The sequence below is a fragment of the Peribacillus sp. genome (assembly GCF_059453735.1).
Genome location: NZ_JAZVJO010000370.1, coordinates 1 through 13,389 on the forward strand (window position 1 = coordinate 1; position 13,389 = coordinate 13,389).

A 13,389-nucleotide genomic window follows, 5' to 3' on the forward strand; every position below is an offset into this window, starting at 1 on the left:
TGCTCATCATCCCCATCACCGTCTCCTGTTAAATTATCTCCTGAATGTCGAACACTATTATCGGCACTTTTTAGATTGCCGAAGTAGATCAGGCTGTTTTTACTTGGCATCTTACCTTTTTCATCAAGCATAAGTACAGAAGCATCACAGTCCACATTCGCTGTACTGCCGCCTCCGAATAAACCGCCGAATAACCCTTTCGACTTTTCAGCTGTAACCGGATCCCAGCCTAGACCTACAGTAAGAGAAGATAAACCAGCTCTTCCTTTTGTAAGATCTACTTTCTGTCCCTTTTGTAACGAAATTGCCAATAGGTTCACGTCCTCTCGAATTCTCCACCCTGTAAAATTCACGCCAGCGTGATTATATATTTATTGTAACATCTGATGCCTATTTGCACAAATATTAATTTCTTTTCTTATGATTAACCCTTCAGCTGCCTTGTTTGATACGTTTCTTTTAGTTCAATTAAACGTTTCGTACCCTCTTCACGGGTTCGTTTATTTTCTTCTTCAATTCGTTTTGTCTCTTCAAGACCCTTGATAATAATGCCCCAAGATTCTTCAATGGTTTCAATTTTTATGCTCGGTGCCCCTGCAAGACGAGCAATATCCACACTTTGGGAAGTGATATTTTGGGCATTGCGGATAAGCATTTCATTGGTGCGTTTATCCAGCTCACTCATTGAATCAGCCACAAGCTTTTGACGTTTAGCTGAGACAGCTTGTATCAGTCCATTTTTAAAGATTGGGATGGTTGTAACAAAGGCCGAATTTATTTTCCCTATAAGTTTGGTATTTCCTCGCTGTAAAAGACGGATTTGTGGGGCTGTCTGTAAAGCAACCATTTTGGCCATTTCAAGGTCATAGACTCGTTGTTCAAGCGCCTCAATCCCATTTCTCAGCGTATCTAATTCCATTCCTGCAATTTGATCGCCGGATGCTGCGCGTGTCTCATATTCAGGAAGTAGAGTTGCTTTTAATTCTTCAACCTTGGCATTTCCCGCCACCGCATATTTCTCAAGCGCCAGATAATAGTTAAAATTCTGCTCATACAATTCTTCTAACGTATGTGTGGATGAAACCATTTCATTTTGATACTTGGATATTTCAACAAAGACCTTATCTATCTCACCTCCCATCGATTGATATTTACCAAAGATTTTTTCAATCATTTTTTCCCCTTTATTGAAAATCTTCGAAAAAAGACCTCGCTTTTCTGGAGCAAAATCTTTGCTGTCAAACCGATCCATGATTTTACCAAGCTGCTTTAACAGTTCGCTTGAATCTTCCATCGAACTCGATTTCATTGTTGATAGAATACGATCTGAGAATTTAGATATTTCCATTGCCGGTTCTTTACCGAATTCTAAAAGAGACATTTGGTTTTTCACGTCAATTTGCTGAGCAAGACGGACAACTTCTGGATCGTTCCGCAGCTGTACCTTTAGTTCCTCTGTTTTTGCTAAGGACACCTGATTTGTGTTTTCATCGAAGATTTCAGTACTCTTCATATTCGCCATACTAATCCCTCTTTTCTTTTAATTTTTCACTAGCAACCACTAGTTATGTATCTTTTCGAAATAACCTGCGCCAGATCGGGAGCTTAGGTTCCTGATATTCATATTCGAACTCAAACTGCTCTAATAAGTGGGTATCATACACATGCTCATCAATATATAACTCTAAATCCCTTAATCCAGAAGGATTAAAGAGTAAAATATCTATCCCAATCTCATTCAAGAGCAGCAATAATGCTGCATCAGATCGGCTGATTCCTCCCGTTGCTCCACTATTATAAAGAATAATTCGCGGCACCTGCTGCGGATAATCAAACTTCATAAAAAGGGTAACAACAGATTTCGGCAGAGCAGTCAGCTGCGTAAATAAGAACTGTTTAACATCTTCCATTGATTCATGACCCTCAGGAAGAAGTTTAGGTTGAGCACACACTCTAGATATACCTGCAGCAATGGCCAGCTGTAAGCCTGTAGGAAGCTGATTAAGCCGCCACCAGACACTTTTAATCATCTTTTCCGGATCAAGCGTGCCATCTGGATTCAGCGCATGATCATAATGGTATTTATGATTTGCTTTAATACTGTTGGTAAAAGGGAAATATCGAATGAATAAGGACAGCTCCCCTTCCTTCAATTGTTCTACACGCTCCCAATAGTTCCGTCGATTTTCAGAAACACCAGAGATTTTGGCAAATACGGAGGGAATATAGATTTTATTTCCTTCAATATAAAAACCAGGTCGTATGAAGGCCCTTTCCTTACTCATTAAAAATAGTTCATCATAGGTCGTTTTCAACGTAATGGAAACCGGTAAATGAGATCGATATTGCCATGGTTTAAAAATAGGCGTTTCTTCTGAATGAAGGATGCGGTCAATTTCTTTTGAAGCTTGATAGGCCACTGTTGCTTTTCTAACTGGCTTTGCTTTTGGAAATGGTCTAGGCTGTTTTTTAACGGGAAAATCCTGCACAACCATGAGCGTTTTCTCTGGATCAAACTCTTTAAAAATATCTTCACCATTTGGATGGAAGATCAATAAATCAATACCCAGTAATTTTGTTAAGAATAAAAAGTACTTTTCGCTTTTTGTTGCCTCACCGTACCAGATGATACAGCTTGCACGAACATCATCCATTTTTTTTAACAGGTCATTAATATGGTTCCAAACCCATTTTGTCAGATCCATTATTACCCGCCTAAAATCTGGATGCTTTAACCCGCCATCATGTTTTGCTGCAAATTGATTCAAGACTTCGATGTAACTTTCTCGGATATACCGGTGTAATGATGCATCCTCATGAGAGGGAATCAACTGTCTTCCTTCCATAAAAGCTATAAATCGATTAACAGAAAGTGATTCACTTTGGTTCACTTGCAGCACACTTTGTAGAGATTGAAATATTTGAGGGGTGATTTCTTTATTTAGATTATCACTCCATACCTCAACATTCGGCTTCTGTGACAACTCATATAAGGTAAGATAATAATCATCCTCATCATGGGGAATCCCCAAAAAGCGAGCAGCAACTTGACCAAAACTAAATCCAGCTGTATCTATTTGATGATGTTCACGTTCAGAACGCGGACTATCTATCATTTTTTTCCATTCATTATCTTTAAAGGTAATTAATTGTGGATTGATCTTAGCATATTGGCCAAAAGCGCCCAATGTGCTCCCCCCTTTCTTTACCCATTACTCCTATTAAGTATAACGTATAAGTACGCAAAAGGTTTCATATGACACACATTCGTTGGTAGTAAATTACGCATTTCTCCCAGCTGACTATCCCCTCGCTGGTAAAGTAATAATAATCGAAAAAAAGAAAACCCATACTTCCAAAATGGAAGCTGGGTTTACATTTTCGCCTAACATCCATTATGAAGATAAAAGCACCGATTTTTCTACGTGTGTTGCTTTAACCTGTAAATTTGGTTTCACAATATCGGCATCACCCGTCAACATGAGCTTTAAGGCTAAATAGGCAAAGTTAACACCTGAAAGCGATGATATATGCAGACCGCCAGACATACGTGGATTGATTTCAAGCAGCTTCGGCAGGCCATTGTTATACTTTATTTGGACATTATAGACATATGGAATTTGGTAAATATCATTCACTTTCCCCGCTATTTCCATTAATTCAGGAATATCTTCAAGCTGTCTGATCCGTCCCTCTTCTTTCTTCCGTGGGACGGCAGCTAACAACTGGCCATCATAGGACAAACAATCAATACTAAATTCATATCCACTCAGATATTCCATTACCATTAATTCCTCAAATCTGTCTTGCTTAGAGAGAATTTTATATGCTTCGTTAAATGATATGTAATGACTGATATGGCCAAATAAGTCGATAATTGTATCCTCTGCATCGCGGATAATCCGAAATCCTTCACCGCCTCTTCCATCAGCTGGCTTTATGCACACAACCTTACCAAGACTGCGGAGCCTCTTATACTCCTCCTTAAATTGCGCTGCATCCTGTACAACACGATATTCTGGCACTAAGTGTCCAAGTCCGTTTTCTACAAATGACTCATACAGCTTCCCCTTATGAGAGATTGTTTCCATACTGACGAAATCCTCACAGACCATTACTTTTGTCCCAATTTCCTGAAAACGTAAAATGGCTTGAGAAATTTCAAGCGCATGCTGATAAGGAATAAAGACGTCAATTCCATGCTTCTTGCAAAATTCCAGACAAAAATTAATATATTCCTCACCATTTACCTCTGGTTCAATCTCTGCATAATCACATACATGTAAATAGACTGTATTACGATTTGGATGGGTCCCGTAGATTTCAAAATCGATTCCATCTGGGTTGTTTTTTATTGCTTCAATAAAATGGTATGCTGTTGAAAACCAGCGATTAAACCATATTTTCTTTTTCATAACGAATGGTTCCTTTCTTAAGCTCATGCGGCTAATTTACTATTATTTGGTATTATTATTCAGTTTATCACAGTAAACATAATTATCTAAAGATTTAATTTTTTCATCAGGAAATAGCCTGCATAAACATGTGCAGGCTATTTCTACATTATTTCCACTTATCCCTATTTTATCCTAACAGCCTGTTATTTAACCCTCTGAGGTGGGGACATGATTCTATTGACCAAATTCACGCATTCTAGTTCAAAGAAACTAAACAGACTTATGAGCACTAGTCTGTAATTCTTCTATATATACTGCACATTTTTTTACTACACTCTTCAAACGTTCATACTCAAGAGTAACGACCATTCTTCCTAGTTCAGAAAGTGAATAACTTTTCCGTCGATCCGATTCCCCTTTAACAATGAGTCCGTCTTTTTCAAGTTTACTAAGTGCTCCATAAAGAGTACCTGGACCCAACGTCACTTCTCCATCGCTCATTTCATTTACTCGCTGCATAATCCCATAACCCTGGAGCGGTTTCTGCAAAGAAATTAAGATATAAAACGTCGTATGAGTAAGCGGTAGATAATTTTCTGCTTTTTTTCTCATTAAAGAACCTCCAATAAACTACACTGAGTGACTTACTTAAAGGGTAATCTTTTACATTCGTTTAATCAACCTGTTTGATTCCCTTGATTTACCTGACTATTGTATAAGCCATAATAGAAGCCTTTTTCCTTCAATAATGAATCGTGTGTTCCACTTTCAATAATTTTGCCCTCTTCAAGCACAAGTATCTTATCCGCCTGTTGTATCGTATTAAGCCGATGGGCAATAACAAAACTTGTTCTGCCATACATTAGCCGCTGCAGTGCTTCTTGTATTTTCACCTCAGTAATGGTATCAATACTGCTGGTCGCCTCATCTAAAATCAAAATGCTTGGATCTGCTAACAACGCTCGGGCTATTGAAATCAACTGCTTCTGTCCTTGACTAATCCCACTGCCGTCCTGTTTTAACATAAATTCATATTCGTTAGGGAGTTTTACTATAAAACTATGGGCATTTGCCAGTCTAGCTGCTTCCTCTACTTCACTATCAGTTGCATCCAAACGGCCATAACGGATATTCTCTCGAACAGTACCTTGAAAAAGGTAGGAGTCTTGGAGGACAAAGCCCATATGACTGCGCAGACTGCTTCTTTTTACTTGTTGAATATCATGGCCGTCAATTAAAATCTTCCCGCTGTTGGGATCATAAAAACGTGCAAGTAAATTGATTAAAGTTGTTTTCCCTGCTCCTGTTGGTCCGACCAGCGCCACATTTTCACCGGCTCGTACTTGTAAATTAACATTCTTTATCGTCTCACCGGATTTCTCGTATGCGAATGAGACTTCATCAAAGATAACTTCCCCCTTGATATCTTCCAGACTTCCAGAATCCAGTTCATCCATTTCTTCTTCTTCCTCATCTATTATTTCAAAAACTCTTTCAGCTCCGGCAATAGCTGATAGAAGGGTGTTGAATTGATTGGCTAAATCGTTAATCGGTCTTGTAAACTGTCTAGAATACTCCGTAAAGATTACGATGGTACCAATTGAAATAAATCCTTTTAAAGCTAAATAACCGCCTATCCCTGCAATAATCGCAAAACTTAGATTATTAAGGAGATTCATTACTTTAGGAATAAAACCAGAGTATGCTTGGGACAAGTAGCCTGATTGCTTCAATTTCTCGTTTCGCACTTTAAACTCTCTAATCACTCGGTCTTCCTGAGAAAAGGTTTTAACGATCCGCTGTCCCGAAACTGTTTCTTCAATAAAACCATTAAGCTCACCGATATTCTTCTGCTGCTCCTTGAATAACTTCCCTGTCCGGTTCGTAATCCATTTCATGCCTAAGAACATAAGCGGTATGATGATCATGGTCAGTAAGGTTAACAGTGGACTGAGCCAAAGCATCACTACAATAGTTCCGACCAGTGTTAGTAAACTTGAGAATATTTGTATGACCGAACTGTTTAATGTTGAGCTGACATTTTCAATATCATTTGTCACTCGACTCATCAGTTCTCCGTGTTGACGACGGTCAAAAAAGGTAATCGGAAGTTTATGTAAATGTCGAAATAACTGGCTGCGCATGGTATATACCGTATCTTGTGCAATACCAATCATCCAATAATTTTGTAAAAATGTTGAAAGTGAGTTAAATAAATAAATAACCAATAAACTTAGGAGGAGCGTCAAGAAATGATTCCCATTTTTACTCACAATATAATCATCTATAGTCATCCCGACAAGAAACGGGCCAAGTAGACCTAATGCTGAACTGATCACCACCATGGCTAGTACAACCATTAGTAACGTTTTATTATCAGCAAGGTAGAACCAGATCCGTTTTATCGCAGCAAAGCGTTTGCTTGTTTTTTTCTTATGAGTGATCTCCTTTTTACTTTGACTCAATCGGAATCTCCTCCTTGCCCATTTGCGAAGTTATGATTTGCTGATACAAGCTGTTTTTTTGAGCTAGTGAATGATGAGTACCTTGCGCAAGCAGTTGGCCTTCTTGAATCAATAATGTCGTATCAGCCTCCGTAGCTGTACTTACTTTCTGTGTAATAATAAAAATGGTACAAGGATAACCCTTCAGAGCATGAAGTAGTTTTGATTCAGTATTTAAATCAAGCGCGCTAGTACTATCATCAAGTAACAAGATTTTCGGTTTCCTTACAAGAGCCCGAGCAATCGACAGCCTTTGCTTTTGACCCCCGGATAAGTTAACACCCTTTTGCCCGAGTATGGTTTCATACTGCAAGGGAAGCTGGAGTATCGTTTCATGAATTTGTGCATCCTTTGCAGCTTGGATAATTTCTTCCATGGAGGCACCCTCTTTCCCCCAAGCTATGTTAGATTTGATTGTGCCTGAAAAGAGAAGCGCTTCTTGTGGTACATATCCGATTTGTTGCCGGAGCATATCCAGTTTCAATAGTTTACTATCCTGATTATCGATTAGTATACGGCCGCTATCGACATCAAAAAGACGTGGAATCAACTGAAAAAGAGTTGTTTTCCCTGCTCCAGTTGCTCCAATAATGGCAGCTGTCTGTCCCCCCTTAACTGTAAAGCTAAGATTGTTAAGAACCGGCTTTTGATTGGGGTACCCAAAGGATACATTCTCGAAAGTCACTTTTCCCTCATTAATCATTTCCTTTGAATCATCGGCATGATCAAGTAAATCAATTTCAGTTTCCAGTACTTCATTAACCCTTGTAACAGATGCACGTGCCCGCGATATCCCCATAATCAACCAAGAAAAGACAGAAAACGAAGCGGTTATTCGTGTCGCATAGTTGACGATAGCGACGACTTCCCCCACTTTAATTTCACCTGCTGCCAGCTGATTTCGTCCTAACCAAAGAATCACTAGTATTGAACAATTCATTAGAAATAAGAGAATCGGCTGTGTCGTTTCAATGAGGCGCAGGGCGGAAATCGTTCTTTTTTTGAGTACCTCACTTGTTTTATTGAAGCGATTTACCTCATAACTTCTACGCAGAAAGGCTTTTATCAAACGCATACCGACTAAGTTTTCCCGCATAACTCCATTTACATGATCCAGTTTTTCCTGAACGTTTTTAAACAGCCTGCCTGCCCGACGCATCACCCATATTAAAAAGAAGAGTAAAACAGGTATAGATAGTAATAAAATGATAGATAGCTTGAAATTAACAAACATAGCCATCAAAGCACCGCCAACTACTAATAAGGGTGCACGAAACATAATTCGCAGGCTCATAAACACCGTATTCTGGAGGACCGTAATATCCGTAGTCATTCGTGTAATTAAAGAGGAAGTCGGGAACTTAATTAAATTTGTAAATGAAAAAGCTTGAACCTTTTCAAATAATTTAGTCCGTACATCAAAACCAAAACTTTGACTGACATGTGAGGCAGCAAAGGAGTTAATTAGTCCCCCCCCGAAAGAAAGAATAGCCAATATAGTCATCACTACACCCCATGTTATCACAACAGTCATATCCTCCTGCAGGATACCCTCATCAATAATTTTCGCTATTAATAACGGCTGCAATAGTTCTACACCCAACTCAAAAAACATGAGGAAAAGTGCAAGCATAATCGAAAGCCGGTATGGCTTCAAAAAAGGAATCATTTTCTTCATATTTTCCACCCTTGTTTCTTTAATATTTTCGGTATTCATTTAGTCACTCTAAAATCTCGAATAGTAGGTATATATGCTATATCATACATTTATTGTAAGAATTTTTAAATAGTTTCCCTTCTCAATTGAAAAAATTTTAAAACACGCTTGACATTCTATTAAAAGTAAGAGAAAATCTAATTGATAATGATTTTCACTATCATTATCGATCTCATGACCTTGGTAATATAAGCAACTAAGTAATATGTTGTGATAACGACTTCACAACTCTATGATAACCGGCTCAGGTTATCTCCCTGGGCTCCTTAAAATAAGAATGCAGAAAATCACTAGAATATTGCCCCCTCTTTATTCAAGTTATTTCCCCCCCTGTACTTTAAGCATTCTTTCATTTAAGAGAGCCAGGGAATTTTTATTTTTAATCAACTATTTAAATAAAAGAGGATGACTCCGTATGAGTCATCCTCTTAGACTGTAGACAAACTCGGGTGAAAACCTTAGTTTGTCTTTTTTTATGGCTTGTATAACTTGAACGTTGATTTCCTCTTCAGGCACTCGCTTTCCGCGGGCGGTCGGTGAGCCTCCTCGGCTTTCGCCTGCGGGGTCTCACCTAGACACGCTTTTCCCGCAGGAGTCTCGTACCTTCCGTTCCAATCAACTTTGTTTTATCTTTTAGATCCTAGAATCACTTTATTTCAAAATAAAAGGATTAAAAATTCAGGTGATAAGGATGCTTTCTAAACATGATTCTATTCAGCGAGATCCACTTGAAATGTTATGTTAGATCAACCGGTGCCACCGAACCATTTGTATCGTAAAATGAAGGCCGCCATTTGACTTCACTTTTATTTATAACTTTGTCAAGGTTATGTTTTCGGAAGCAGGTCGCCTTAAGAGAGGCAATGATGAAAAGTTTTTAAAACTTAAAAGAGTTCCGGAATGAAACATTCCGGAACTCTTTTGCCGACAAACTGAGAGGATGATTCAATATGAGTGATCCTCTTTCTATTCAGCCAGCATTTTGCTGTGCTGCACGTACTTGCACCTCGATGGTACCTATTGTTTTATTCACAATTACCTTAAGCAGTACAGGGTAATCCTTATTGTTTAAGAATTTGAAGTCTTTTCCGCCATAAGATACGGTTGCATCTCGATCTTTTGGTACATATCCGACTTCCTTTGAATGATGATTAAGTTCAATTATTTCTAAACCGGCCTGATCTACAGCATTATATAACGTGGATGACGTCTGACAGATTCCCCCGCCTATTCCTTCTACTAATTCTTTATTAAGAATCTCCATTGCCTTTTGATATCCTCTGGCTTCTGTCCGTTCACCAACGATTAAGTTATAGTAAAACCGATCCCCAGGTCCTAAAATAATTTGGTCAATTTCACTAGCAGATAAAGCAATATTAGTCGTTCTGCCGGTAACTGATGCATTAAATTTTGTCTTATATGAAGCTAAAAGGGTTTGGTCAACATTGGCTGCCGTCTTTGCGGTTACATTTGGTACTGATTCAATTATCGGTACATTAACCTCTCTTTGAAAAGCGCGTAAATTTTTGAGCTCCTCCAAAAGTGGTTTTTTTTCCAGGACAATACGTGCCTGACCTGGTTTTAATGTACCATCACTACTTAATCTTGCTGGAATCATCGGTTGGTCGTATTTTGTTTCCAACGACCTGACCAGATCGATAGCCGCTTGTTCCTCCTGTATTTCAGAAGCCTTCACTACCTGAATTTCCTTGCCATTTCTACTGTCTACTAAAACTAGATTTGGGTCACTCATCTTTTTATCGATGAGCATTAGTTCTTTCTTAACCAGGGTGCTATTCTTCACTGGTTCTTTTTCTTTCGAAAAAACCAGGTCAGTATTTTTCACACCAAGCCATACCCCGCTAAACACTAAAATACCCACTACCACCAACAGCAAAATCCCTTTTTTCATTCGCTTCACACCCGTAAATTATATTTTCCAGAATACAAAACAGACCCTACCAAACTCCCATACTAATAGATACATAAAATCTTCCGTAGATTTCATTCAACACCATTATATACCACAATTAATCAAAAAAGCACCTCTTACTGTAATTTTCATAGGAAAAAAGGAACCAGATTTTACTAATGAGGGGTATTGTCGAATGATCTTGATAAAGAACGATTTTTCGACAAAAACCAAGGGTGAAATGAAGCATTTTATTCCATTAAACGTGAAAACATATCGGTGCTTCCAACGTAACTATTTATAATTTAATTTTTTTAATTCCTGCAGTTAAGAATATTGCTGCGAAGAGGAGGAGAACCATTGTGCTTGTCATGATGGACTCTAGGGTGCCAGTTGTAATAATGTCCGTGAAGCCGCGCATTGCCCACGTCTGAGGCAAAAGTTCAGCTATCTTCTGCATAAAAATCGGTTCAAGTTCTAATGGCCAATATACTCCGGATAGCATGCAGGTCGGGATCACAATTAAACTAGCCATACCCGATTGCTGTTCTAATGTTTTGACTGTTGTTGCTATCACTAACCCAATTCCGACAAAGGCGAGCATCATAGCAGAAACGAGAATGAATACTGGCAGCGGGCTTCCCCAACTAACATCAAATAGAAGGTTTGTTGCGAGCATTAAGATACTAAATTGAATCCACCCAGTTAAAAAAAAGGAAAGCAGATAGCCAGAAGCTACTTGAAAACGTGTAACAGGAGTACTTAACAAACGATACCAAACCCCGTTTCCTTTGGCCTCAATAATAACTCCCGTCACGGTAAATAACTTAATCATTAAAAACATGATACAAAATCCTGAACCCTTGGACGAAATATTCTTTTCATTTATTGCGTTCGAATCCAAATCTACTCTTTTGACTAACGAATTTTGGACTTGTTCATCCCTTTGTAATTCTTCAAACATAACTAGCCAATCTTGGCCGCTATATTCACTCCACGTTTTCGATGCTGATACATGATCCACGATTGTTGAAAGCTTATTTGAAACAAAGTCTGTAACTGTGCGACTTGAAACAAACTCTGGAATTCTTTCGAATCTTACTTCTGGCTTGCTCCCGGTATGCAGTTGTTTCCCAAAGCCTTTTGAAATGATAATAACGCCATCAGCCTCTTTTTCCTTTAATTTTTGTGAAGCTTCCTTTGAAGAGGTTTTTACCAATGTAAAGATTGAATTATCTTTCTTCATTACGTCAGTAAATCCTTTTGATACAGTAGTCTTATCTTGGTCAACGTAGAGAATAGCCGCCTTTTCCTCTTTACTTCCAGTCATTATATTCCCAAATAGAAGAGTGAAAATAATGGGCATAGCAAACATAATTAAATAGTTTCGCGGGTTTCTAAAAACCAGCCTTACCTCCATAATGCATATACTCCAAATTTTCTTCATCACTATCCCCCCTTCATCGTGTTCTGAGTCGTAATGTACCAATCATCATGGCCGCAATTCCCGTTATAAACAAACCAATAATAACAGGAAGTATCTCTCCCCAATTAACTCCAGCCATGATTTCTAAAAAACCCGACAGCGCCCACTTATTCGGAACAACGTCCGAAAAACGCTTAAGGATAACTGGAAATTGGGACAGTGGCAGCATCGATCCTCCAACGAATGCAAGAATTTGTATCCCAATTCCGCTAATTAAGTCCGCTGTTCTCATTTCATTTACGAGTCCGGCGATCAGCATGGACAATCCTGAAACAGCCACAGCATAGGCCCCGCCCATTGCTAGCAATTGGCCAATGTTATCCCCCCAATGCACTTTACAAAAGAGGGAGGTGCCAATGATAAACATAAGAAATTGGATACAGGCAAACCCTAATGTTCCTAGAAATTTACCTAAGATAATGGACCAATCACTTGTCGGGCTGACTTTTAATCGTGACAGTGTTTCTAATTCGCGCTCCTTCATAAAGGATTTTGCGCCAGTAGTTATGTTATACAGAAGAAACATTGCAGCCATTGCTGCTGCATAATATTGCATAGATGAGACATTTTTCTTTCCAATCGTCTGATCTGTAATTGGTGTTATTTCATTTCCTTGATTGGTTAATTCCGCAGTTATCGTACTCGCTAGTTCAGTAAATCCTCCCGGTCCTGCTGCTACGGCTTGTGAAGTGCTTAAGTCGGCTAAAACAACGTTGGTTGTGTGTGAAACGTTCTGAACACGGTTGACAAATGAGCTTATTACGGATTCAATCACAGCGGCTTTCAATTCTTTTTCAGAATTTGAGAATAACCTGACTTCTTTAAGTGTCCCTTTCTTTATATTCTCACTCCAGGCTGTTGGAATGGAGAGTCCCGCATCAATTTTTCCTTCCTTCAGCATTTTCTCCAAATTTTCTTCTTTATTGGTTGTTTCAATTTTAATAAAATCAAGTTTTCGCAAGACTCCTTCAAAATCCTTTACGAGTGAATCATTATCAGCCCTGTACAGACCAATGGTCGTATCTGCAAAACTGTCTTCATTACTCATAATGGGTTTCAAAGCAGTACCGAGAATAGCAGTTAGGACTAGCGGCAGCAATAACAGCATGATAAGGGCGCTGCGATCACCCATTCGAATTTTGAGATCATTCCAAGCAATGTGTAAACTTTGCATCTCTTCCCTCCTAATCTCGCAAAGAGCGTCCAGTTAGTTGTAAAAAAAGACTCTCTAAATTGGGCTCTTTTCGTTCCATTGATTCAATTTGTATATTTGCGTTAACGGCTAAAGTAATAATTTCAGGCAGTGGATTTTCTGTTTCATTAATACTAATATCGATTGAATGTTTATCAGGATTGGTCATCACTCTTTCAAC

Annotated in this window: 10 protein-coding genes and 1 pseudogene; all 11 read right to left on the reverse strand. The window is 38.7% G+C overall.

All coding sequences use genetic code 11. The features are described from left to right. On the reverse strand, positions 1 to 311 hold a 311-nt coding region (locus tag AC52RT_RS11970; RefSeq protein WP_495540954.1), incomplete at its 3' end, for a TerD family protein. 113 nt (positions 312 to 424) lie between these two features. Further along, positions 425 to 1,522: a toxic anion resistance protein gene (locus AC52RT_RS11975; RefSeq protein WP_495540955.1), complete on the reverse strand. Its 1,098-nt coding sequence runs from the start codon at positions 1,520 to 1,522 to the stop codon at positions 425 to 427. 43 nt (positions 1,523 to 1,565) lie between these two features. Next, entirely contained in the window at positions 1,566 to 3,188 is a 1,623-nt protein-coding gene (locus tag AC52RT_RS11980; protein ID WP_495540956.1) for a YceG family protein, read from the reverse strand. Positions 3,189 to 3,395: 207 nt separating this feature from the next. Further along, positions 3,396 to 4,415, reverse strand: coding sequence for an ATP-grasp domain-containing protein (locus tag AC52RT_RS11985; protein ID WP_495540957.1), 1,020 nt, complete (start codon positions 4,413 to 4,415; stop codon positions 3,396 to 3,398). 252 nt (positions 4,416 to 4,667) lie between these two features. Beyond that, positions 4,668 to 5,009, reverse strand: a complete 342-nt coding sequence (locus AC52RT_RS11990) for a PadR family transcriptional regulator (RefSeq protein ID WP_495540958.1) — start codon at positions 5,007 to 5,009, stop codon at positions 4,668 to 4,670. Between the two features lie 65 nt (positions 5,010 to 5,074). Further along, positions 5,075 to 6,862, reverse strand: a complete 1,788-nt coding sequence (locus AC52RT_RS11995; protein ID WP_495540959.1) for an ABC transporter ATP-binding protein — start codon at positions 6,860 to 6,862, stop codon at positions 5,075 to 5,077. Then, a complete protein-coding gene (locus AC52RT_RS12000) occupies positions 6,849 to 8,579 on the reverse strand; it encodes an ABC transporter ATP-binding protein (protein WP_495540960.1) in 1,731 nt (576 codons plus the stop codon). Before AC52RT_RS12000 ends, AC52RT_RS11995 begins: the two co-directional genes overlap by 14 nt. Before the next feature lie 1,009 nt (positions 8,580 to 9,588). Beyond that, positions 9,589 to 10,530 carry a VanW family protein gene (locus AC52RT_RS12005; protein WP_495540961.1) on the reverse strand — a complete coding sequence of 314 codons (942 nt, stop codon included), beginning with the start codon at positions 10,528 to 10,530 and terminating at the stop codon, positions 9,589 to 9,591. A gap of 298 nt (positions 10,531 to 10,828) precedes the next feature. Beyond that, positions 10,829 to 11,977, reverse strand: a complete 1,149-nt coding sequence (locus AC52RT_RS12010) for an ABC transporter permease (protein WP_495540962.1) — start codon at positions 11,975 to 11,977, stop codon at positions 10,829 to 10,831. Positions 11,978 to 11,990: 13 nt separating this feature from the next. Beyond that, complete coding sequence (locus AC52RT_RS12015; RefSeq protein WP_495540963.1) at positions 11,991 to 13,190, reverse strand: ABC transporter permease; 1,200 nt, start codon at positions 13,188 to 13,190, stop codon at positions 11,991 to 11,993. 10 nt (positions 13,191 to 13,200) lie between these two features. Beyond that, positions 13,201 to 13,389, reverse strand: a pseudogene (locus tag AC52RT_RS12020) (export ABC transporter ATP-binding protein); the annotation flags it as partial.

Excerpts from the sequence above, each read along its gene's own strand:
- AC52RT_RS11985 (WP_495540957.1), bottom strand. The coding sequence starts at position 4,415 with ATGAAAAAGAAAATATGGTTTAATCGCTGGTTTTCAACAGCATACCAT.
- AC52RT_RS11975 (WP_495540955.1), bottom strand. The coding sequence starts at position 1,522 with ATGGCGAATATGAAGAGTACTGAAATCTTCGATGAAAACACAAATCAG.
- AC52RT_RS11990 (WP_495540958.1), bottom strand. The coding sequence starts at position 5,009 with ATGAGAAAAAAAGCAGAAAATTATCTACCGCTTACTCATACGACGTTT.
- AC52RT_RS12015 (WP_495540963.1), bottom strand. The coding sequence starts at position 13,190 with ATGCAAAGTTTACACATTGCTTGGAATGATCTCAAAATTCGAATGGGT.
- AC52RT_RS12000 (WP_495540960.1), bottom strand. The coding sequence starts at position 8,579 with ATGAAGAAAATGATTCCTTTTTTGAAGCCATACCGGCTTTCGATTATG.
- AC52RT_RS12010 (WP_495540962.1), bottom strand. The coding sequence starts at position 11,977 with ATGAAGAAAATTTGGAGTATATGCATTATGGAGGTAAGGCTGGTTTTT.
- AC52RT_RS12005 (WP_495540961.1), bottom strand. The coding sequence starts at position 10,530 with ATGAAAAAAGGGATTTTGCTGTTGGTGGTAGTGGGTATTTTAGTGTTT.